The following is a 22,115-nucleotide window of genomic DNA, read 5'->3' as shown; positions in this document are numbered from 1 at the left end:
TTGCAACTATCGATGCCGAGCGCCTCATCAGGCGCTCGCGTCGTTTTCAGGCGTGGTTCGTACGCGCGAGCAGCGCGAGCAATTGCGTGCCGGCGTCTGCGAGCATGCCCGAGTTGTCGATCTTCACGACATGCGCGTGCGACGGCAGTTCGAAGGCCGGACGGCGCGCGAGACGCGCTTCGATCTGCCGGGCGTCTTCGCGTCCACGACGCGCGAGGCGCGCGGCAAGCACGGACGGCGCTGCATCGATATGCACGAAGCGCGCATGCGGATAACGTTCGAGCGCGAGTTCCGCATGCTGGCGCGAGCCGTTCACGACGACTGGCCTGCCGCGCGCGAGCCACGCATCCAGCTCGATGCCGATGCCATACCGCAGCCCGAGGCTTTCCCAATGCATCGCGAAGAGGCCGTATGACAGTCTCGAAGCGAATTCGTCATGCGAAAGGGCGATATGGTTCTCGCCGTCCGCGACCGCGCGCGTGATGTAGCGATGTGCGAACAGCACCTGTGCGCCGATGCGTTCGCGCGCGAAGCCGAGCAGCGAGTCCTTGCCCGCGCCTGACGGTCCCATCACGTAGACCAGTTTCGTGCTATCCACTTCGGTCATGCCACTTCCCGTGCGTTGTTGAACGGCAGGCGCTGCCATAGCGCGAACGGCGCGCCCGGCTGCGGCTCGATGAAAAGCGCCGCGCCGTGCACCGGCAGCGGGCCGAGCGTATCGATGCGCGCCTTCCATTCCGACATGATCGACGCGCGCGCGTTCGCATCATCGAGGGAATCGGAAAGGGTCATATGGAAGCGATATTCGTCGAGGACATACGGATAACCCCATTCGCGCAGCAATTCGATCTGCCGTGCGCTCATGCCATCGAGGATGCGCCGCTCGATGCTTTCCCGCGATGGCATCGTACGCAACGCGGAGAGCGCCTTCAGTGCGCTCGCGGCCAATGCTCGAAGGGTTGCGTCGTCGGCGGGCGCGGCGGGCTGTAGCGCGACGAAACGGCCCATTTCCGTGGGGCATACCGGCATCTCGAAGCGCGGCGTCGAACTGGCCCACGCACGCGCACATGCCAGCACGTCCGCGAGCTCGACACCCGGGGCCATATGAAACGGCGCGACGAGCGTCGCGTGCCAGCCGTAACGGCGCGGGGCGTGCGTCACGGCATGCGCGGGCGTCGCGGTTTCGCGGCCGCTCTCGGGATCGCGGCCGAGCCATTCGCAACCTTCGCGCCACCATGCGGAAGCGGCAGGCGGCGCGTAGTAGAGCGCCACGCGCGGATGAACGGCGGCGCTCATCGATCGTGCTCGACCATCAATTGCACGCGATCCGCCGCGAAATGCGTGATGCCGTATTTGATCGGCACGCCGTCCTCGTCGACATCGACGTTTTCGACCCACAACACCGGCTGCTGACGATTGATCTGCAAGCGCCGCGCCACGTCCGACGAAGGCAGCACGCTGCCGATGCGGCTCCATTTGCGCATGTAATCCTTTACGCCGAACGTCTCCAGCGCGGCACTGACACCGCCCGCCGCTTCGATGACCGCGGGCAGATCGTTGAAGCGCGCGGCTGGGTACCAGTTGCGCGCATACGTCATCGGAATGCCGTCGGAGTCGTGGCGCGTTTCGATCTGATAGACGAGCGTGCCGGCGCGCACGCCGAGCGCCTTCGATACGGTCGGATCGGCCTTCACGCGCTCCGAACTCAGCACGACGCCAGCCGACGTGTGCTTCTGGCGGCGCAGATTCTCGGTGAAGCGCGTGCGCCGGCCGATCTGATAATCGATCGCGCCCGGCTGCACGAACGTGCCGCGCCCCTGCTCGACGCTCACGAGACCCGTTGCGGCAAGCCGCAGCATCGCGCGGCGAACCGTATGACGGTTCACGTCGAAACGCTTGGCGAGTTCCGCCTCGCTCGGCAGGCGTCCTTCGTCGCCGAAGCTCTTCGCGGCAATCTCGGCGGCGAGTATCTGCTCGATCTGCCGCCAGACCGCGACCCCCGCGCCGCGCTCCACGGCAACGCCAGGCGCCGCATTTTCGTTGGATGTCATTGCGCTGTCATTCCTGTCGGTTTGAATATCGTTCTCCCGGATTGTAGTGCGCAACTCGTGATGGAAATGTGAAAGCCTCACTACACGACCAAACGTCTAGACGACTAGACTAGACAACGAGTAGCATGACGATGATCCGATCCTTCCAGACAAAGGGAATGCGATGAGTACTTCAATGGAGCCGCGCGCAACGCGAGGCCGCCGCGAATGGATGGCGGTGCTTGCCCGCACGCCGCGCGAGGCGCTGCAACATGCGCTCGAAGCGGCGCTCGAAGGCGCGCGGGTGCCCGACTACGAGTGGCTGCGCGCGCCGGATATCGGGCTTGCGATGGTGCGCGGGCGCATCGGCGGCACGGGCGATGCGTTTAACCTCGGCGAAACGACCGTCACGCGCGCCACGCTTCGTCTCATCGCCGATGACGGCAGCGCGCCGGTCGGTGTCGCCGTGCACATGGGGCGCGACAAGGAACGCGCGACGCTCGCCGCGCTCGCGGACGCCCTCCTGCAGATGCCGCGCTTCGCCGACAAGTTGCAGACGCAACTCATCGAGCCGCTGGCTGCGCGCATCGCAGATGAACGACGCCGCAAAGAAGCCGAAGCGGCCGCGACGAAGGTCGAATTCTTCACGATGGTGAGAGGCGAATGATGCGAATCGACATGACCACGCTCGTGCCCGGCTTCAACGACACGGTGCACGACGCGCAACGCGTGTTCCGCGCATTGCTCGATGCGCTGTCGCGGCCCGGCAGCATCGTTGCGATCGATGCCGCGCTGCCGGACAACCATGCGATGCGCGACGGCCTCGCCGGGCGCGTGCCGCTCGCGGCGTTCGCGTCGCTGCTCGCGCTGACGGATTATTCGACGCCGGTTTTCATCGAGCGCGAAGACAACGTGCTTGGCGATGCGCTGCGCTTTCACGCGAGCGCGCGCTTGACGCGCGATCGCCGCGAGGCCGCATTCGTCTATATCGACGATGCGCGCGACATGCCTTCGCTCGATGCTTTCTCGCACGGCGAACCCGAATCTCCCGAGCATGCCGCGACGCTCTTTATCCATGTGCCGTCGCTGACCGAAGGCGAGCCGCTCGTGTGGAGCGGTCCGGGCATCGCGCAATCGCGCAGCGTCGCCATTGCGGGCCTGTCACGCGAGTTCTGGCGTCAGCGCGCGGCGCTCACGGCGCTCTTTCCTTGCGGCATCGATTGCTACTTCGTCGCGGGCGGCGCGCTCGTCGGCCTGCCGCGCACGACGCAAGTGGAGGTGAACTGATGTACGTCGCGGTCAAAGGTGGCGAACGCGCCATCGAACGTTCGTGGGACGTGCTCGCGAAGAAGCGTCGCGGCGATGTTTCCGTCCCCGAGTTGTCCGTCGCGCAGATTCGCGAGCAGATGCGTCTTGCCGTCGCGCGCGTGATGACGGAAGGCTCCGTCTACGATGAAGACCTGGCCGCGCTCGCGATCAAGCAGGCAGCCGGCGATCTCGTCGAAGCGATCTTTTTGCTGCGTGCGTATCGCACGACATTGCCGCGTTTCGGCTACACGCTGCCGATCGATACTGAAGCGATGTGTGTCGAGCGCCGCATCTCGGCGGCCTTCAAGGACATTCCCGGCGGACAGATGCTGGGCGGCACGTACGACTACACGCAACGCCTGCTCGATTTCACTTTGCTCGCCGAAGGCCAACAAGTTGCGAATGCAACTATCTCGGCGAAAGAGACGGACGCGAGCGCGATGCCGCGCGTGTTGTCGATGCTGGACAAGGAAGGCCTGATCGAGCAGGAACGCGCGCACGAGAACGCGCCCGAGCCGGGCGATCTTTCGCGCGAACCGCTGTCGTTTCCCGCCGATCGCTCGACGCGCCTGCAAAACCTCGCACGCGGCGACGAAGGCTTTCTGCTCGCGGTCGGCTATGCGACGCAGCGCGGCTACGCGCACAGCCATCCGTTTGCGGGCGAGATCCGTCATGGCGAAGTCGCGGTGGAAATGATGGTCGATGAACTGGGCTTTGCGGTCGAGATCGGCGATATCGACATCACCGAATGTCAGATGATCAATCAGTTCGCGGGCAGCGGCGATGTGCCGCCGACGTTCACGCAAGGCTATGGTCTCGCGTTTGGCCACTCCGAGCGCAAGGCGATGGCGATGGCGCTCGTGGATCGCGCGTTGCGTGCCGAAGAACTCGGCGAATCCGTCGGTTCACCGACGCAGGATCCCGAGTTCGTGCTGTATCACAGCGATAACGTGGAAGCAGCCGGTTTCGTGCAGCATCTGAAGTTGCCGCACTACGTCGATTTTCAATCCGAGCTGGAACTGCTGCGCCGTTTGCGCGCCGCGCACGGTTCGGACGACAACAAGGAGAATGCGGCATGAACGCACTCACCGAAGGGCATAACTTCGCGTACCTCGACGAGCAGACCAAGCGCATGATTCGCCGCGCGTTGCTCAAGGCGGTCGCGGTGCCGGGTTATCAGGTGCCGTTCGCATCGCGCGAAATGCCGCTGCCGTATGGATGGGGCACGGGCGGCCTGCAGGTCACGTCCGCGATCATCGGTGCAAGCGATACGCTGAAGGTCATCGATCAAGGCTCCGACGAAACGACGAACGCGGTGAACATTCGCCGCTTCTTCGCGCGCACGGCGGGCGTCGCGACCACCACGCGCACCGCCGATGCGAGCATCGTGCAGACGCGTCACCGCATTCCCGAGACGCCGCTCACGGACAAGCAGATCATCGTGTATCAGGTGCCGATGCCCGAGCCGCTGTTCCGCCTCGAACCGCGCGTGACCGAGTGCAAGAAGCTGCACGCGCTCGCGGACTATGGCCTCATCAACGTCAAATACTATGAGGATATCGTGCAGCACGGCAGCATCGCGACGACCTACGATTACCCGGTGCTCGTGAACGGCCGCTATCTGACGTCGCCTTCGCCGATCCCGAAGTTCGACAATCCGAAGATGCACATGAATCCCGCATTGCAGCTTTTCGGCGCGGGCCGCGAGCGGCGCATCTATGCCATTCCGCCATATACGAAAGTGAAGAGCCTCGATTTCGAGGATCATCCCTTCAGCGTGCAGAAGTGGGAGCACGCGTGCGCGCTGTGCGGCTCGCACGATAGCTTTCTCGACGAGATGATCGTCGACGATCAGGGCACGCGCATGTTCGTCTGCTCCGACAGCGATTACTGCCATAGCCGTCGCGACGACGAAGAGGTGACGCGATGAACGCACTCCTGAAAGCGACGCGCCTCACGAAGCGTTATGAAGGACGCGGCGGGTGCGTCGATGTCGATCTCGATGTTCATCCGGGCGAAGTGCTGTGCATCGTCGGCGAATCGGGATCGGGCAAATCGACGTTGCTGAATGCGCTCGCGTTGCGCAGCGACATCGACGGCGGTGCGCTCACCTACACGACGCGCGAAGGCGAAGCGCTCGACCTGCTGACGCTCGCCGAGCCGCGCAAGCGTCTTTTGTCGCGCACCGAATGGGGCTTCGTGCATCAGAACGCGCGCGACGGATTGCGTCGCAACGTATCGGCGGGCGCGAACATCGGCGAGCCGCTGATGGCGATCGGCGCGCGTCACTATGGCCGTCTGCGCGAGACGGCCGCCGACTGGATGAGCCGCGTCGAACTCGATGCCGCGCGCATCGACGAATTGCCTTCGGCATTTTCGGGCGGCATGCAACAACGTCTGCAGATCGCGCGTAATCTGGTGACGGGACCGCGCCTCGTGTTCATGGACGAACCCACCGCCGGCCTCGACGTATCGGTGCAGGCGCGTCTGCTCGACTTGCTGCGCACGCTCACGAGCAAGCTGCATCTCGCGGCCGTGATCGTCACGCACGATATCGGCGTTGCGCGTCTGCTCGCGCATCGGCTGATGGTGATGAAGGACGGGCGCGTCGTCGAAAGCGGGCTGACGGACCAGGTGCTCGACGATCCGCAACATCCTTATACGCAGACGCTCGTCGCGTCCGTGCTGCCTGTTTGAGGTTCGACCGATGACACACGATTCCTTCATCACCAACGACAAGCTGATGCTGCGCGCAATCGGCATCGAAAAGACTTTCACACTGCATCAGCAGGGCGGCGCGCGTATCGCCGCGCTGTCGGGCGTATCGCTCGATGTGGAACGCGGCGAATGCGTCGTGCTCGCGGGCGCGTCGGGCGCGGGCAAGAGCACGTTCCTGCGCTGCATGTACGGCAACTATCTCGCGACGCGCGGCACGATCGCGATTCGCGACGACAGCAAGCCCTCGCGTCATACGATGCTGACCGACGCCGCGCCGCACGAGATCATCCGGCTGCGCAACACGACGATGGGTTACGTGAGCCAGTTCCTGCGCGCGATTCCGCGTGTGTCGTCGCTCGATCTCGTCGCGGAGCCGCTCGTGTCGCGCGGCGTCGATGAAGACGAAGCACGTAAGCGTGCGAGCGCGTTGCTCGAACGCCTCAACGTGCCGCGCCGTTTGTGGACGCTCGCGCCCGCGACGTTCTCGGGCGGCGAGCAGCAGCGCGTGAACATCGCGCGCGGACTGATCGCGGCGCATCCGCTGCTGTTGCTCGATGAACCCACTGCGTCGCTCGATGCCGAAAACCGCGACGTGGTCGCCAATCTGATCGTCGAGGCGCGCGAGCAGGGCGCGGCGATCGTCGGCATCTTTCACGACGAAGACACGCGCGAGCGCGTCGCGACCCGCATCGTGCGGCTCGCGTCGAGCGCGGCCATCGCTCATCAAACCGATTCCGGAGTGTTGCAGACATGCTGATAACAAATGCGCGCATCGTGACGCGCGACGAGGATTTCGTGGGCACCTTGCGCGTCGAGGACGGATGCATCGCCGACATTGCGCCGGGCAATACGGCGGCGCGCGAGGCGCACGACTGGGACGGGGATTATCTGTTGCCCGGCTTCGTCGAGCTGCATACGGACAACATCGAGAAGCATCTCGCGCCGCGCCCCGGCGTGCTGTGGAATCACGAAGCGGCGATCATCGTGCATGACGCGCAAGTGGCGTCGGCGGGCATCACGACCGTGTTCGATGCGCTCGGCGTCGGTTCGCGTCCCGAAGACGGCGTGCGCGGCCGCGAGCTTCAGGTGCAATGCGCGAAGTCGATCGGCAAGTTCGTCGCGCGCGATCTCTTGCGCGCCGATCACTTCCTGCATCTGCGATGCGAAGTCGGCACGACGGATGTCGTCGAAGTGTTCGACCTGCTTTCGTCCGATCCGCTTTTCCGGCTTGCATCCGTGATGGATCACACGCCCGGCCAGCGTCAGTGGCAGGATCACGAGAAGTGGCGCAAGTATCAGGAACGTCATGGCAAATGGAGCGACGAGCACGCGAAGAAAATCCTCGCCGAACTCGCGGATCATCAGGCGCGTTACGCGGCGAAGCATCGCGCGGAAATCGTCGCGCGCTGCAAGAGCCTGAACATCTCGCTTGCGAGCCACGACGACACGCTCGTCGAGCATGTCGAGGAAGCGGCGCGCGACGGCATCGCGCTCGCCGAATTCCCGACGACGCTCGAAGCCGCGCGCGCCGCGCGCGAACACGGCATCGCGACGATCATGGGCGCGCCGAACGTCGTGCGCGGCGGCTCGCATTCGGGCAACGTGTCGGCGCTTGAACTGGCGCACGAAGGGCTGCTCGATATCCTGTCGTCGGATTACGTGCCGTCGAGTCTGCTGATCGCGGTGTTCGATCTCGTCGCCAAGGCGGGCTGGTCGCTGCCGCGCGCCGTCGCGACCGTTTCGTGGGCGCCCGCGCACGCGGCGGGTCTCGCGGACCGCGGCGCGATCGCGACGGGCCTGCGCGCGGACTTCGTGCGCGTCGCCTCGGTGGACGGCCTGCAGGTGCCGCGCGAAACGTATCGCGCGGGGCGGCGCGTCTCCTGACTGTCCGCAGATTCGCTGCCTTTTGACAGCCACACGTCAGCGCTTCGTCATACGCGGGAAAGCCCGCGTTGACGAAGCGCAAACTTCTTCAGTACCCTCACTCGCGAGTTCGCTATGTGAATCGGTGTTCGTCTAACGAACTTTTCTCCGATTTCCATGCGGTTTGACCGGGGTTCGCTGCTCGCACGACAACAACAAGAACGGCGGCGGGAAGCGGTTTCAGTTCCGGGACGCGGCCTTGCGAGGCGCGCGCCCATCACCGAAAAGGGAATGAAGTGAGTAGAAGTCCTGCCGTGAACGTACAGACGTTCATCAACGAGCATCCGTTCTCGCCGTTTCAGTGGCTCATCTTCGTGATGTGCTTCGTGATCGTGCTGCTGGACGGTTTCGATACCGCCGCGATCGGCTTTATCGCGCCGTCGCTCGTCGCCGAATGGCATATCAGCCGTCCGGCGCTCGCGCCCGTCTTGAGCGCCGCGCTGTTCGGCCTCGCCGCGGGCGCGCTGTTGTCCGGGCCGCTGTCCGACAAGCTCGGCCGCCGCGCGATGTTGCTTTCGTCGGTGCTGATCTTCGGCGTCGCGTGTCTCGCGTCGGCGTTCTCGGCCGACCTCACGCAATTGACGACGCTGCGCTTCATCACCGGCCTGGGGCTGGGCGCCGCGATGCCGAACGCCGTCACGATGATGAGCGAGTTCTGTCCGGACAGCCGCCGCGCGACGCTCATCAATCTGATGTTCTGCGGCTTTCCGCTCGGCGCGGCGTTCGGCGGCTTTCTCGCCGCGTGGATGATTCCGCAGTTCGGCTGGCGCAGCGTGCTGATGCTCGGCGGCATCGCGCCGCTCGTGCTGTCGGTGCTGTTGATCGTCACGTTGCCGGAATCGGTGCGCTACATGGTGGCGAAGTCGAAGCCCGTCGAGAAGATTCGCGCGACGCTCGCCCGCATTTCGTCCGACGCGATGAACGCCGGCTCGTTCTTCATGACCGAGGCCGCGCCCGCCGCGACGGGACAGAGCGGCATCAGCGTGGTGCTGTCGCGCTCGTATCTCGTCGGCTCGATCATGCTGTGGCTCACGTATTTCATGGGCCTCGTGATCTTCTACGCGTCGATCAACTGGATGCCGATTCTGCTGAAGGAATCGGGCCTGCCGCCGCAAAAGGCGACGCTCATTTCCGCATTGTTCCCGCTCGGCGGCGTCGGCGCGGTGCTGTGCGGCGTGCTGATGGACAAGTTCAACGCTAACCGCATCATCGCGGCGTGCTACGCGCTGACCGCCGTGAGCGTGTATCTGATCGGCCAGGCGGCGGGCAATGTCGGCATGCTCGTGCTCGTCGTGTTTGTCGCGGGCGTGCTGATGAACACCGCGCAATCGTCGATGCCCGCGCTCGCCGCGGCGTTCTATCCGACGCAAGGGCGCGGAACGGGCGTCGCGTGGATGCTCGGCATCGGGCGCTTCGGCGGCATCGCGGGATCGTTCCTCGTCGCCGAGCTGACGCGTCTGCATTTCACGTTCGGCGGCATCTTCGCGACGATCGCGGTGGCGGGCATCGTTTCGGCGGTCGCGCTGCTCATCAAGCAGGCCGCGCATCCGCAAACGGCGATGGCGAGCGACCTGAAATCGACAGAGCCGGTCGGGCACTGAAGCAGCATGGACCGACGCCCCGCATGACTTCGGTCATGCGGGGCGTTTTGCTTTGTGCGCCGCGTTCCGCGCCTCAAGATTCGACGCGCCTTGCCGTTAAATTGCACGCAGCTTTCGATAACGACGCGGCGTCGCACCCGCTCACGCAAACGTAAAATCGCCCGCGATCGGAAGCCGCAAAGCGAGCGCCTGCCCCGGCGCGTCCATCGGCTATTACAACCAGATCGTGAAAAAACTTTCTTTCAAGACCAAGCTCATGAGCATCGTGGGCTTCGTATGGCTCAGTCTGATTCTTCTGTGCGCGCTCAACGCGATCTCCACGAAACATTCGCTGATGAACAACCGCGAAGGCGCGCTCGCCGAACAGGTTCAGTCGGCGGCGAGCGTCGTCAGGTTCTATGTGAAGCAGGCGCAAAGCGGCGCGCTGCCCGAAGACGAAGCGAAGAAACGCGCGATCGCGAGCGTGCGCGCGATCCGCTACGGCACGAGCGGCTATGTCGGCATCATCGATTCGAAGATGTGGCAGGTGCTCGATCCGCCGCGTCCGCACTCCGAGGGCAAGATCAACGATTTCGTCGATAGCACGGGCAAGCACTTCACCGCTGAGATCGTCAAGCACGGTCTCGACGGCTCGCATATCACGACGTATTCGTATCCCAAACCGGGCGAGCAGGAACCGCTGCCCAAGGTCACGTACGGTGATTACGTGCGCGAATGGGACTGGCACGTCTACACGGGCGCGTGGATCGACGACATCGATCGCGCCTTCCATGCCATCGTGCTCAAGTCGCTCCTGCTGATCGGCGTGATCGGCGCGGCGCTGACGGTCGCGATGACGCTCATCATCCGCGGCGTGCTGAAGAGCATCGGCGGCGACCCGCGCGATGCGGCCGTCGTCTGCCAGCGCATCGCGGCCGGCGATCTCGCGCAGACCGTGCAAGTGCAGCGCGGCGACGATTCGAGCCTCATGCATTCGATGCACACGATGCAATCGCGCCTCACGCAGACGATCGCGCAGATCAAGCTCGTCGCTGACGGCATCACGGCGGCGTCGCGCGAAATCGCGGACGGCCATCACGATCTTTCGTCGCGCACGGAAGAGCAGGCCGCGTCGCTCGCGCAAACGGCGTCGAGCATGGAAGAGCTCACGTCGACCGTGCGTCTGAACTCCGATAACGCCGGCGAAGCGTGCCAGCTCGCGGCGAGCGCATCGTCGACGGTGGAAAGCGGCAGCGGCGTCGTGCTCGGCGTCGTCGCGACGATGGACAAGATCGCGGGCAGCTCGGAGAAGATCGTCGACATCATCGGCGTGATCGAAGGCATCGCGTTTCAGACCAACATCCTCGCGTTGAACGCGGCCGTCGAAGCGGCGCGTGCGGGCGAGCACGGGCGCGGCTTCGCGGTGGTCGCATCGGAAGTGCGGGCGCTCGCGCAGCGCTGCGCGGCGGCCGCGAAGGATGTGAAGACGCTCATCGACGAATCGGTGACGAACGTCACGGCGGGGCAAGACCTCGCGCAGCAATCCGGCGACACGATGAAGCAGATTCTCACGTCCGTTTCGCGCGTGACCGACATCATGAACGAGATCTCGTCGGCGTCCACGCAGCAGACGCAGGGCATCGAGCAGGTCGGCGTCGCGATCGTGCAGATGGACGCGGTCACGCAGCAGAACGCCGCGCTCGTCGAACAGGCGACGGCCGCCGCCGCCGCGCTCGCGACGCAGGCCGAAGAGCTGAAGCGCGCCATCGCGGTCTTCAAAACCTGACACGAAGACGCGAAGACGTTGGCGAATCGTCAGACCGTGGCATGTCGCGTGCTGACTCCTGACGTGCGAACGGCCGCTCGCGTGAAGCGCGGCGGCCAGCAGGCAGAACAAGCCGTGAGCATCGCATTTCGCAACCGCCAACAGGAGTCTTCGATATGAAACGTTTCGCCCTTTCCGCCGCTGCCGGCGCTTTCGCGCTGGTGTGCGCGTCCGCTTTCGCGCAGGACAATCCGCCGAGCTCGAACACGGGCCTGCAGGCCGGCGACAACGCGCAGACCACGACGCAGCCCGCGCAGCCGAACGCGCACGCGCACAAATCGACGCATTCGAAGAAGACGCACAAGAGCACGATGAACTCGGGTCCGTCCACGCAACCGGGCGGCACCGCGACGCCGAGCGGTCCGGGCGCGCCGGTCAGCGCGAGCGGCTCCGGCCAGTAAAGCGCGCTGCAATGACGAACGGGACGCCGCGCGGCGTCCCGTTTTTTATTTCGCGAAGAGCGACGACATATCGGCGAACGCTTTGATCTCGACGGCATTGCCCGACGGATCGAGGAAGAACATCGTCGCCTGTTCGCCGACTTCGCCCTTGAAGCGCACATGCGGCTCGATGATGAAGCGCGTGTCCGCCGCGCGCAGCTTGTCCGCGAGCTCGTTCCACTGCGGTATGGGCAGCACCACGCCGAAGTGGCGCACCGGCACGGCGTCGCCATCGACCGCGCTCGTCGTGCGATGTCCGCATTCCTCCGGCGCGAGATGCGCGACGATCTGATGGCCGTAGAAATCGAAATCCACCCATGCGTCGGAGCTGCGGCCTTCCGGGCAGCCGAGCAGTTCGCCGTAGAACTCGCGCGCGGCCGCGAGGCTATGAACGGGAAACGCGAGATGGAACGGCGGCATGGCGTGCTGGGTCGTGCTCATGGAGTTGAGTCCTTCAATCGACGTTCATGGGAACTGGAACCAAGTTTATTAATAAATATTTGTGTTGAAAAACGATATATTTCTGGAGTCAGCCCAAATATTTTCGATGAATCGACATGCTGCGCGAACTCCGGACTTTCATCGCGGTGGCGCGCCACGGCACTTTCGCGGGCGCAGGCGCGCAGATCGGCCTCACGCAATCGGCCGTGAGCGCGCAGATGCAGCGCCTCGAAGCGCATCTCGGCGCGAAGCTGTTCGACAGGACGGGCCGCTCCGCGACGCTCAACAAGGCCGGCAAGCGCACGCTCGAACTCGCCGATGAACTGATCGCGCTGTACGCGCGCCTCGCTGAGCCGGAAGGCGAGGACGGGCGCCGCGGCTCGCTTTCGGTGGGCGCGATCGCGTCGGCGCATGCGGCGCTTTTGCCCGATGCCATCGGCGCGTTCCGGCGCATGCTGCCGGCGTGGCGCATCCGGCTCGTGCCGGGCGTGTCGCTCAATCTGCTCGCAAGCGTCGATGCAGGCGAGATGGACATGGCCGTGATGATCCGCCCGCCGTTTTCGCTGCCCGCGGAACTGCAATGGCGCACGCTCGCCGTCGAGCCGTTCGTGCTGCTCGTGCCTGCCGCGAAGAAGGGCGCCGACTGGCGCGCGCTGATCGAATCGGAGCCGTTCATCCGATACGACCGGCGCTCGTTCGGCGGCCGGCAAGTCGACATGTTTCTGACGAAGCGCCGCATCGCCGTGCGCGATTCGATCGAGGTCGACGAGCTGCCGGGCATCGCGCAACTGGTGGCGCGCGGGCTGGGCGTGGCGCTCGTGCCGGTATCGGACGGCATCGGCGCGTGGCCGCGCGGCGCGGTCGCGCTCGATCTCGGCGGCGACACGTTTCATCGCGAGATCGGGCTTGTGGAGCGCGCGCGGCGCGTGCGCGCGGACGAGCCGGATGCGGCGGCGCGCCTCGCGGGCTGCATCGTCGAAGCGGCGCAGCGCGGCGGGCCGATTGCGGCCGTCAAACGCGCGCGCAGGCGCAACGCGTCCTAGAATGCGTGGCAGGTGCGTTACCTGTGGGGAAGCCAATGGATGACGAGCAGCCCATCGGCGACGCGAAAGCGCGTCTCGCGGATTCGTCGCTGACGATCGTGCAAGCGCTCGTGCAGCGCGTGCAGGCCGTGCTCGCGTGGCTCGATCGCGTCGATCCGGGCACGCATCGGCGCATCAAGGGATTGCGGCTCGTGACCGCGTACGGGCTGGCGGCGGCGCTCGGCGCGCTGCAGGACGTGACGCAAAGCGTGCCGGCGGGTGTGTCGGTGGGCGCGCTCGCGGGCGGCTTCGCGCTGTGGGCGAGCGTGTCCGAGGCGCGCACGACGCGTTTGGAGTCGAGCCGCGATCTCGTCATTCTGTGCGTCGCGGCTGCGTTCGGCGCGTTCACCTTCACGTTTTTTGCGCCGATGCTTCGTGAAACCGGACGCGGCGGCGCCGAGCTGATTCTCGTGACGGGCGCGTTCCTCGCGGGCTATCTGAAGCGCTTCGGGATGACGGGCGCGGGCGTCGGCTCGCAGCTCTATATCGGCCAGCTCCTCGCTTACGGGATGGATCTGCGCCCCGGCGATTCCTGGGCGATCCTGCTCGCGTTACTGATCGGCATGCTCGCGGCGATCGTGCCGCGCGTGCTGAGCGGACCGGCCGAGCATCCGGTCGTGCTGCCCGCGCTGGCGTCGGAGCCCGCTTACGGTCGGGACGCGATCTCGCCCGCCTTCGCGATGGGTCTGCAGGCGGCGTGCGGCGCGCTCGTCGTCGTGGCGTTGAATCGCCTGTTCGGGCTCGCGGAATCGGCGTGGGCGATCACGGCTTGCGTGTATGTCGTCGCGACGTCGGCGGTCGGGACGGCGGAGCGCGTACGGCGGCGCATCTACGGGACGCTTGTCGGCGTGCCGATCGGCATCGTGTGTCTGCCGCTCGCGGAACATTGGCCGCTCGTCGTGTGGATTCTGTCCGCGTTCGCGATGATCGCCTATGCGATGGCGCTGCCGGAGCGATACGACATCGCGTGCGGCGCGTTCGCGTTCGTGCTCATCGTGACGCTCGCGGCGAGCGGCGTGCATTCGCTCGAACTGCTGACGGCGCGCGCGTGGGAAACGCTGCTCGGCGGCGCGCTGGGGCTGATCGCGTCGCGGGTGATTTTTCCGTTGCGGGTGGTGAGGGCGTGATCGCCCTCACCGCTTCGCCACCTCCTCCAGCAACCGGTCCAGCACGTCGAAATCCACCGGCTTCACCAGATGCGCGTCGAAGCCCGCCTGCGCGGAGCGTTCCTTGTCGCTGTCCTGTCCGAAGCCCGTCATCGCGACCACCGTCGCACGCCCGATGAGCCGCTGCGAGCGCAGCGCGCGCAGCACCGCGTGACCGTCCATGTCGGGCAAGGCGAGATCGAGCAGAATCAGTTGCGGCGGGAAATGGCGGATCACGTCGAGTCCTTCCTTGCCGTGATACGCGGTACGCACGTCGTGGCCTTTCATCTGCAAGAGCAGCGCGAGGCTGTCGGCGGAATCCTGGTTGTCGTCGATCACGACGATGCGCAGGCCGCCGCCCGTGCCTAGCGTCGCAGTCTGCGCGAGCACGCGATGCGGCCGCGGCGCATCGTGGTCGGACGCGTAAGGCAGGCGCACGACGAACGTGCTGCCCTGATTCGGTCCGGCGCTCGCCGCGCTGATCGACCCCCCGTGCATCTCGACGATCGACCGGCACAGCGTCAGCCCGATGCCGAGGCCCGCCTCGCCGGGATTGAGATAGTGATCCTCCTGCACGAACAGATCGAAGATGGACGTGAGACCCTTCTGCGAGATGCCGCGCCCCTTGTCGATCACTTTCAGCAGCAGCGCTGTCGCCTCGCGCTCGACTTCGACGCGGATCGTGCTGGCGCGCGGCGAGAACTTCGACGCGTTGTTCAACAGGTTCTGCACGACCTGCACGAGCCGCGTGATGTCGCCCATCACATGAACGGGCTCGGACGGCAGCTTGCTGACGACGTTCTGCGCGCGTTCGTCGGTGAACGGATGCACGAGCTCGATGCTGCGCGCGACGATCTCGCTCACGTCCACGCGCGTCATGCGCAGATCGATCTTGCCGGTCGTGATGCGGCCCATGTCGAGCAGATCGTCGACGAGCCGGCCGAGATGCGAAGTCTGTCTGTCGATGATGTCGCGGCATGCGGCGATGCGTTCCGGCACGTCGCTTTCCATCTGCATCACGCCGATCGCATTGCGCACCGGCGCGAGCGGATTGCGCAACTCGTGCGCGAGCGTTGCGAGAAACTCGCTGATGCGCCGCGACGACACTTCGAGCTGATCGAGGCGCTTTCTGTCGCTCATGTCGCGCGTGACCTTCGCGAAGCCGCGCAGCACGCGATGCTCGTCGTACACCGCGTTGATCACCACGTTCGCCCAGAAGAGCGAGCCGTCCTTGCGCACGCGCCAGCCTTCGCTCTCCACGCGGCCCGTGCGGATCGCGGTCTGCAGTTCGATCTCGGGGAGGTTGGCTTCGAGATCCTCGGGGCAATAGAACATCGAAAAGTGCTTGCCCAGGATCTCCGACGGCTGATAACCCTTGATTCGCATCGCGCCCGTATTCCAGCTTGCGATATGGCCGGCCGGATCGAGCATGAAGATCGCGTAATCGCTGACGCTTTCCACGAGCAGACGAAAGCGCTCTTCCGAGAGCCGCAGCTTCTCTTCCTCGGCGCGCTTCGCGGTGAGATCGCGCGTGTACTTCGCGTAGCCGATGATCTCGCCCTGCGTATTGCGCGCCGCCGTGATGACGACATTCGCCCAGAACAGCGTGCCGTCCTTGCGCACGCGCCAGCCTTCGTCCTCGAAGCGCCCGGTCGCGTAGGCCTGCTTCAGCTCGTACTCGGGCCAGCCGCGCGCCACCGATTCCGCCGTGTAAAAGCGCGACAGATGCTGTCCGATGATTTCGTGCGCCTCATAGCCCTTGATCTTGCGCGCGCCCTTGTTCCAGCTCGTGATGCGGCCGCTCAGGTCGAGCATGAAGATCGCGCAGTCTTCGATCGCATCGACGAGCGCGTGATACTGCGGCTCGCTCATGGCGGGCTCGGATGGCGCGTGGCGGGCGAGGTCGAGGGGCGAGTCGGCTTTAGGTCTGGTCATGGTTCGGGTGGTCGGCGCAGCGGCGGACGTTTCCTGGACAAAAGGTCCGCCGACGCCACAGTCTACCCGGAGCCCCGGCATCGCTGCCATGCCTTTAGTGAGCGTAGCTATCGGCGTGCCGGGCCGCGAAACGGCGCGCGGCGATCGCACCACCCGTTTTCAGCCGTGCTTTTGGAGGGATTTCAACGCCGATGCACGCACGTAGACTGCGTTCACATTTCAGAAGGTCGGTGCTGGGCAGGCAGTGCGACGAGGCCGATGAAGTGGATTCGTGAAACCCTCAGGAGCACTACCATGACCGGCAATCTCAAAGGCATCATCTTCGTCGCGGCGCTCGCATGCGCTTCCTACGCGCTCGCAAGCGGATACGGCCCCGCGCCGCACTATTCGCCAATGGAAGGCGCGCCCGTCTCGCAGCAAGGCATGAACATGCAGACGATCGCGCAGGACGCTCAGCCAGGCAACGATGCAGGCGCCGGGAAGGCGAAGCAGGACAGCCCGCTCATTCAGGCGCAGGATTGAGCGCTTTTTGCATGAGACCGCGTTCCGCCGGTCGTCTCGGCGGGACGCGGCGCGTTCAATGAAACGCCTGATTTGCGGCGTTTTTCGCATCGGCCGCGCCGACCGTCTCGACCGTGCCCTTCGCGCGCCCGATGTCGATCTTCGGCATGAACAGCATCGAAATCACGGTGCCGAGCGCGATCACGAACATCGCCGTGAAGGTCAGATGCAGCGAATGGTGCAGCACGAGGCGAATCTCGTTGTTCATCGCGAAGTCGCCGGGCACCGACGACAGCAGTTGCTTCAGCTGATCCGCATGAACGGGCGGCAGGCCGGCCGTGTGCGTGAGGCCGTAGTTCTGCACCGCGCCGAACACGGCTGCACCGAGCGTATTGCCGAGGTTGCGCGAGAAGAGGTTCGATGCCGTCGCGCTGCCGCGTTCCATCGGCTGCACGATTTCCTGTATCAGGATGAGGCAGGACACGCTTGTGATGCCCATGCCAAAGCCCAGCACCGCCGAACCGACGCCCGCCCAGACCGGGCTCGATTGCGGACCGAGCAGCACGAACGGCAACGCGCCCAGCGGAATGAAGACCGGGCCGATCATCAACAGACGCCTCAGGCCGATGCGGCTGAACGCGCGCGACGTGAAAGTGGCGCCGCTCGGCCAGCCGATCATCATCATCGTGAGCGCGAGGCCCGCTTCCACCGGCGTGCGATGCATCACGCCCTGCACGTACATCGGCAGGAAAGTCGTGAGGCCCATCATCGCCATGCCGGCGAGGACCGTCGCGACGTTGCTCGCGGCAATCGGCCGATGCGACCACAGCTTGAACGAGATCATCGGATCGGCGGCGCGGCGCTCCTGAATCACGAAGCACACGATCGCGAGCACGAACACGCCGATCTCCACGCCGACGCGCGCATTGCTCGCGTGGCCGGCGTCGGTGAGCGCCATCATCAGCGCGGCGACGGCGGCGGTGAAGAAGAACGCGCCCGCAAGATCGATCGCCGGACGGTCGTGGCGCTTTTCCTCGTGCAGAAAGAGCGTGAAAAGCAGCGCGGCCAGTATGCCGATCGGCACGTTGATCCAGAAGATCCACGCCCACGAGAACTGGCGAATCAGCAGGCCGCCCACCATCGGCCCGAGCACGGCGGACACGGCCCACACGCTCGCGAGATAGCCCTGCACCTTGCCGCGCTCGCGCGCCGGATAGAGATCGCCGACGACCGTCAGCGCGACCGGCAGGATCGCGCCCGCGCCGACGCCCTGAATCAGCCGGAAGACGATCATCGCGGGCATCGACCACGCGAAGCCCGCGAGCACCGAGCCGATCAGAAAGATCGCGATGCCCGCGAGGATCGCCGGCTTGCGGCCGTAGAGATCGGCGAGCTTGCCGAACACGACCGTGAGCGCCGTCTGCGTGAGCAGGAACGACGAGAACACCCAGCTATACAGATTGAGGCCCCCGAGCTGCGTCGCGATTTGCGGCATCGCGGTGGAGACGATGGTGGCTTCGATCGCGACCATGGCCATCGAGGCCATCACCGCGCCGATGACGAGGGGACGGACGGTTTTGCTGTTCTGTGACATGCGGGCAGGAAGGCATATCGCCCGCCGCGCGTACGAGACAACGATGCGCGCAGACGGGCCATGCTCGAAAAATGAAGATGCGGCGGCGACGCCCCGGCTTGCGGATTCCTTGCAGCCGAAGCAATGTCGCCGATGAGAAAGCGCCGGATGCAATGTTATCCCGCCGCGCGAATCGCTGCTCGATGCGCATTTGCGCGCTCATTCAACGCTAATTCTTCGGGCCTACCTTCTGTACGTGGACGGGCAGCATGCTTCCCCGAGCAATCCGGCGGCCCGTTTCACGTATTCTCCTCAGCCCTTGGCGCCGGCCGTGATTCGGACCGGCGCATTTTTTTCCGCGCTTACGCGCATCTGCCACGCACATGTCGTCTTTCAGACCTAAATCCCCGGGAATGTCGCCTAAAATCGAACGGGCTGCAGCTTTGCCCCGTTCCCTTCCGAAGCGGCGGACTCGCATGATCAAATCACTGAAGAATCAGCTGGTGCTCGCGCTCGGGCTGCTCGTCAGCGTGATCGGCGTCGTGCAGGGCGTGAGTTCGTATCAGTTGAGCAAGACCGGCATGAGCGCGCTGCTCGACATGCGGCTCGAACAAGTGGCGGCGCGTCTGCGCGACGGACTCGCCGACAGCCTGCCGAAAAATCCCGCACGCGGCACGCAGGACGAGCGCGACGTCGTCGCCGTGGTGTGGAAGCCGGGCGAGGCGCTGCCTTTCCGCACGACTGACCCGTCGCTGCACTTTCCGCGCGACGCGCAGCCGGGTTTTTCCGGCGTCGACGTCAACGGCGAGCATTGGCGCATGTTCACGCGCCAGGAGCCGACGATGACGATCCAGGTCGCGCAGCGCTCGTCGATCCGGCGCGAAATCACGCAGGAAGCCGCGACGCAAACGCTCTGGCCGATCGCGGTGCTTTTGCCGCTCGTGTGGATCGCGGTCGCGCTCGTCGTGCGGCGCTCGCTGCGTCAGTTGAACGAGCTGGGCGAGGAAGTCCGCGCCATCGACATGGGTCATCTGCAGCCGCTGCCGACCGTCGGCGTGCCCACGGAAATCGCGCCCTTCATCCATTCGATCAACACGATGATCGAGCGCCTCGCGACATCGATCGAGAAGGAGCGCAAGTTCATCGCCGATGCCGCGCACGAATTGCGCACGCCGCTCACCGCGCTGCAGCTACAGGCCGACAATCTCGCGCCGCATATCTATCCCGGCAATCAGGAGCGCTTTCAGGAGTTGCGCAAGGGCATCGCGCGCAGCGGCAAGCTGATTACGCAACTCTTGCGGATGGCGCGCGCCGATGCGCCGATGAACGGCGCGCCGCTCGCGCGCGTGAACATCGCGGACGTGGTCACGGCCGCCGTCGCCGACGTGCTGCCGATCGCCTTGTCGCGCGGCATGGATATCGGCGCGGAGGAAATGGTGAACGCGCACGTGCGCGCGGTGGAAACCGACATCGGCATGGCGGTGAAGAATCTCGTGTCGAACGCGGTGCGCTATACGCCCGATGGCGGCACCATCGACCTGCGCACGCGGCGCGATGGCGACATGGTCTGGATCGATGTCGTCGACACGGGGCCGGGCATCGACGAAGCCTTGCTGCCGCGCGTGTTCGACCGCTTTTTCCGCGCGAATCCGGACATCGAGGGCAGCGGGCTGGGGCTGTCGATCGTGAAGGCGATTGCCGCGCGTTACGGCGGCGACGTGACGCTCGAAAATCGCAGCGACGGGCGCTCGGGCATCGTCGCTTCGATCGGTTTTCCGGTCGAGGAAGTGAGCGAAAGCGTGCCATCGCCCGCGTTGAACCTTTAGTGTTTTGCGCGCTGTTTTCCGCCGATTACAATGCATTCGCTGCGTGGCGCGAAGCGATCGTCGCCGGTCAGTAGAACACTCAAAATGACCGGTCGTGCGTTTTCCGTTTTCCCAGATCCTTCGGGCCGCATTCCGGGCGCGTGGCGCGCGCCATTCTCGCGGGACGCGGGGTGGAACATGCGAATTCTTCTGATCGAAGACGACGTGCAGATCGGCACGAGCCTGATGCGTGCGCTCAAGGACGCCGATTACGCCGTCGATTGGGTCCGCGACGGCAACGCGGGCCGCGAGGCGATCAACGCCGCCGAGTACACCGTCGTGCTGCTCGATCTCGGCTTGCCGGGCATGACGGGCATCGAACTCTTGCGGCAGGCGCGCACGTCCGGCAACGCGACGCCGGTGCTGATCCTCACCGCGCGCGACGATCTCGACACACGCGTCCAGGGCCTCGATCTCGGCGCCGACGACTATCTGCTCAAGCCCTTCGACATGCCCGAACTGCTGGCGCGCATCCGCGCGGTGCTGCGCCGCAAGGCGGGCTACGCGGTCTCGCGCCTCGGCGACGATTCGCTCTGCCTCAATCTCGATCAGCGTACGCTTACGTGCGGAGAGACGTCGGGCGTGCTGTCCGCGCGTGAATTCGCGCTGATGCACGCGCTGCTCGAACGTCCCGGCACGATCTTCTCGCGCGATCAACTCGAAGACCGTCTCTACGGCTGGGGCAAGGAAGTGGAGAGCAACGCGGTCGACGTGCTGATCCATTCGGTGCGCAAGAAATTCGGCGCGGGCGTGATCCGCAACGTGCGCGGCCTCGGCTGGACGGTGATGCTCGGCCAGGCCGGCCGCGAGGAAACGAAATAGCGCGCGCGACATCGGCGGCGCGGGTCAATGCTCGTCGTATCGACGGCCGAGCGCGCCGCAAAAATACATGCTGTAGTCGTGATCCTGCGTTTCGATCTGACGCATGCGCCGTTCGAGATCCGCGAGATCGCTCGACGATGCGAGATAGTCGTCGCGGGCTTCCTGCGCGGTGCGGATCGAAAAGAGATGGTCGATGGAGTGAGTGAGACGTTCAAACATGATGTGCTCCCGTCGTTAGATGCAGGCCGATGAGTGGGGCCGACGAAAGCAGGTTATGCGCGCTGAATTAGCAGCGAATGAGAGCGCGAAGCAGCGACTCGCGGCATGCGCGATGCTGCTCTTCGCATGACGAAGCGTTCGCCAACGCACCGTGACGCGGATCACGCTGCGGGGAGGCACTGCCGCGCCGCACCATCCCGTGCTATCTTGTTTTAATAGGGGTTTCATACGGAACTGTGCGCTGTTCGCATTCGTCGATCGTCTCTCGTGAAGGCCGCCATGAACGATGTGTCTCGTACCCTCAGTGCCCGCGACCGCGTCGAGTTGCTTTGCTGGCTCACATGCGGCAGTCTCGGCGCGTATTACCTCAATGGCGACTGGCCGGCGGCCTCGTTTCACGTACAGGCCGCGCACAAGTGGCTCGACCGTCATCAGCGGCTCGCGGACTGGCTGACGGTCGCGAAGCTCGCGGCCATCGCCCGCGACATCGCCACGCAGCATTGCGCGATGCTCGAAGCCGACTGGGCCCGCGACGCCGTCGAGGAAATTCTCGATAGCGAAGACCTCAACTATCAATCGGATGTCGTGCGGCAGGTTTTCGACGATTGCCGCCGCGCGCTCGCGGAAAAGCGCACGCCGGAATGAGCCGGCCATCGCGACGGGCGGCCTCTAGCGCGAACACCTGTATGGATGTACAGTAAGCCATTT

General features: G+C 65.1%; 23 protein-coding genes. 16 read left to right on the top strand and 7 right to left on the bottom strand.

All coding sequences use genetic code 11. The features are described 5' to 3' along the window. Window positions 1–46: 46 nt before the first annotated feature. Genes phnN through phnF form a run of 3 tightly spaced genes read right to left on the bottom strand, consistent with a single transcriptional unit; the run spans window position 47 to window position 2,051 of the window. Window positions 47–607, bottom strand: a complete 561-nt coding sequence (gene phnN, locus NCT05_RS21735) for a phosphonate metabolism protein/1,5-bisphosphokinase (PRPP-forming) PhnN (RefSeq protein WP_250503144.1) — start codon at window positions 605–607, stop codon at window positions 47–49. Beyond that, window positions 604–1,296 (bottom strand): DUF1045 domain-containing protein, encoded by a 693-nt coding sequence (locus tag NCT05_RS21730; protein WP_250503143.1) that lies wholly within the window; start codon window positions 1,294–1,296, stop codon window positions 604–606. The genes phnN and NCT05_RS21730 overlap by 4 nt, the downstream gene beginning before the upstream one ends. Further along, a complete protein-coding gene (gene phnF, locus NCT05_RS21725) occupies window positions 1,293–2,051 on the bottom strand; it encodes a phosphonate metabolism transcriptional regulator PhnF (protein WP_034473492.1) in 759 nt (252 codons plus the stop codon). Before phnF ends, NCT05_RS21730 begins: the two co-directional genes overlap by 4 nt. 163 nt (window positions 2,052–2,214) lie before the next feature. Here phnF and phnG point away from each other — a divergent pair, with 163 nt between their 5' ends. The 10 genes from phnG to NCT05_RS21670 all read left to right on the top strand — a co-directional run bounded on the left by phnG (window position 2,215) and on the right by NCT05_RS21670 (window position 11,785). Then, on the top strand, window positions 2,215–2,697 hold the full coding sequence (phnG, locus tag NCT05_RS21720) for a phosphonate C-P lyase system protein PhnG (protein WP_034473491.1): 483 nt from the start codon (window positions 2,215–2,217) through the stop codon (window positions 2,695–2,697). Continuing rightward, window positions 2,694–3,317, top strand: a complete 624-nt coding sequence (phnH, locus tag NCT05_RS21715; RefSeq protein ID WP_175982855.1) for a phosphonate C-P lyase system protein PhnH — start codon at window positions 2,694–2,696, stop codon at window positions 3,315–3,317. Before phnG ends, phnH begins: the two co-directional genes overlap by 4 nt. Next, complete coding sequence (locus tag NCT05_RS21710; RefSeq protein ID WP_250503142.1) at window positions 3,317–4,417, top strand: carbon-phosphorus lyase complex subunit; 1,101 nt, start codon at window positions 3,317–3,319, stop codon at window positions 4,415–4,417. Before phnH ends, NCT05_RS21710 begins: the two co-directional genes overlap by 1 nt. Further along, entirely contained in the window at window positions 4,414–5,268 is an 855-nt protein-coding gene (locus NCT05_RS21705; protein WP_250503141.1) for an alpha-D-ribose 1-methylphosphonate 5-phosphate C-P-lyase PhnJ, read from the top strand. The genes NCT05_RS21710 and NCT05_RS21705 overlap by 4 nt, the downstream gene beginning before the upstream one ends. Beyond that, window positions 5,265–6,035, top strand: a complete 771-nt coding sequence (gene phnK / locus NCT05_RS21700) for a phosphonate C-P lyase system protein PhnK (protein WP_008354386.1) — start codon at window positions 5,265–5,267, stop codon at window positions 6,033–6,035. The genes NCT05_RS21705 and phnK overlap by 4 nt, the downstream gene beginning before the upstream one ends. Window positions 6,036–6,045: 10 nt before the next feature. Next, a complete protein-coding gene (phnL, locus tag NCT05_RS21695; protein WP_008354388.1) occupies window positions 6,046–6,813 on the top strand; it encodes a phosphonate C-P lyase system protein PhnL in 768 nt (255 codons plus the stop codon). Continuing rightward, window positions 6,807–7,940, top strand: a complete 1,134-nt coding sequence (locus tag NCT05_RS21690) for an alpha-D-ribose 1-methylphosphonate 5-triphosphate diphosphatase (protein WP_008354389.1) — start codon at window positions 6,807–6,809, stop codon at window positions 7,938–7,940. The genes phnL and NCT05_RS21690 overlap by 7 nt, the downstream gene beginning before the upstream one ends. A 275-nt stretch (window positions 7,941–8,215) precedes the next feature. After that, window positions 8,216–9,580 (top strand): MFS transporter, encoded by a 1,365-nt coding sequence (locus NCT05_RS21685; protein WP_250436130.1) that lies wholly within the window; start codon window positions 8,216–8,218, stop codon window positions 9,578–9,580. A 226-nt stretch (window positions 9,581–9,806) separates the two neighbouring features. After that, window positions 9,807–11,345: a methyl-accepting chemotaxis protein gene (locus tag NCT05_RS36820; protein ID WP_175982858.1), complete on the top strand. Its 1,539-nt coding sequence runs from the start codon at window positions 9,807–9,809 to the stop codon at window positions 11,343–11,345. A gap of 155 nt (window positions 11,346–11,500) precedes the next feature. After that, a complete protein-coding gene (locus NCT05_RS21670; protein ID WP_008354392.1) occupies window positions 11,501–11,785 on the top strand; it encodes a hypothetical protein in 285 nt (94 codons plus the stop codon). A gap of 45 nt (window positions 11,786–11,830) precedes the next feature. On the opposite strand, the gene NCT05_RS21665 is transcribed toward NCT05_RS21670, so the two are convergent. After that, window positions 11,831–12,265 carry a VOC family protein gene (locus NCT05_RS21665; RefSeq protein ID WP_250503140.1) on the bottom strand — a complete coding sequence of 145 codons (435 nt, stop codon included), beginning with the start codon at window positions 12,263–12,265 and terminating at the stop codon, window positions 11,831–11,833. A gap of 116 nt (window positions 12,266–12,381) precedes the next feature. Here NCT05_RS21665 and NCT05_RS21660 point away from each other — a divergent pair, with 116 nt between their 5' ends. Beyond that, window positions 12,382–13,308: a LysR family transcriptional regulator gene (locus NCT05_RS21660; RefSeq protein ID WP_250503139.1), complete on the top strand. Its 927-nt coding sequence runs from the start codon at window positions 12,382–12,384 to the stop codon at window positions 13,306–13,308. A 35-nt stretch (window positions 13,309–13,343) separates the two neighbouring features. Then, window positions 13,344–14,474: an FUSC family protein gene (locus NCT05_RS21655; protein ID WP_250436129.1), complete on the top strand. Its 1,131-nt coding sequence runs from the start codon at window positions 13,344–13,346 to the stop codon at window positions 14,472–14,474. 6 nt (window positions 14,475–14,480) lie between these two features. On the opposite strand, the gene NCT05_RS21650 is transcribed toward NCT05_RS21655, so the two are convergent. Further along, on the bottom strand, window positions 14,481–16,364 hold the full coding sequence (locus tag NCT05_RS21650; RefSeq protein ID WP_175982860.1) for a PAS domain-containing hybrid sensor histidine kinase/response regulator: 1,884 nt from the start codon (window positions 16,362–16,364) through the stop codon (window positions 14,481–14,483). Between the two features lie 357 nt (window positions 16,365–16,721). Between NCT05_RS21650 and NCT05_RS21645 the strand changes: the two genes are divergently transcribed. Beyond that, window positions 16,722–16,949: a hypothetical protein gene (locus NCT05_RS21645; RefSeq protein ID WP_008354398.1), complete on the top strand. Its 228-nt coding sequence runs from the start codon at window positions 16,722–16,724 to the stop codon at window positions 16,947–16,949. Between the two features lie 55 nt (window positions 16,950–17,004). Here NCT05_RS21645 and NCT05_RS21640 read toward each other — a convergent pair whose 3' ends face one another. Then, a complete protein-coding gene (locus NCT05_RS21640) occupies window positions 17,005–18,522 on the bottom strand; it encodes an MDR family MFS transporter (RefSeq protein WP_175982861.1) in 1,518 nt (505 codons plus the stop codon). Between the two features lie 455 nt (window positions 18,523–18,977). Between NCT05_RS21640 and NCT05_RS21635 the strand changes: the two genes are divergently transcribed. After that, on the top strand, window positions 18,978–20,327 hold the full coding sequence (locus NCT05_RS21635; protein WP_250440770.1) for a sensor histidine kinase: 1,350 nt from the start codon (window positions 18,978–18,980) through the stop codon (window positions 20,325–20,327). A 177-nt stretch (window positions 20,328–20,504) separates the two neighbouring features. Further along, on the top strand, window positions 20,505–21,188 hold the full coding sequence (locus NCT05_RS21630) for a response regulator transcription factor (RefSeq protein ID WP_033536934.1): 684 nt from the start codon (window positions 20,505–20,507) through the stop codon (window positions 21,186–21,188). Between the two features lie 24 nt (window positions 21,189–21,212). Here NCT05_RS21630 and NCT05_RS21625 read toward each other — a convergent pair whose 3' ends face one another. After that, complete coding sequence (locus tag NCT05_RS21625; protein ID WP_008354402.1) at window positions 21,213–21,407, bottom strand: DUF3563 family protein; 195 nt, start codon at window positions 21,405–21,407, stop codon at window positions 21,213–21,215. Between the two features lie 279 nt (window positions 21,408–21,686). Here NCT05_RS21625 and NCT05_RS21620 point away from each other — a divergent pair, with 279 nt between their 5' ends. Further along, window positions 21,687–22,052: a hypothetical protein gene (locus tag NCT05_RS21620; protein ID WP_008354403.1), complete on the top strand. Its 366-nt coding sequence runs from the start codon at window positions 21,687–21,689 to the stop codon at window positions 22,050–22,052. The last annotated feature ends 63 nt before the right edge of the window (window positions 22,053–22,115 follow it).

Origin of the sequence: Caballeronia sp. AZ7_KS35, from assembly GCF_023631045.1 — a bacterium.
Lineage (GTDB): Bacteria > Pseudomonadota > Gammaproteobacteria > Burkholderiales > Burkholderiaceae > Caballeronia > Caballeronia zhejiangensis.
The sequence above is the reverse complement of the archived record's forward strand: the minus strand, read 5'-3'. Positions and strand labels throughout refer to the sequence as shown.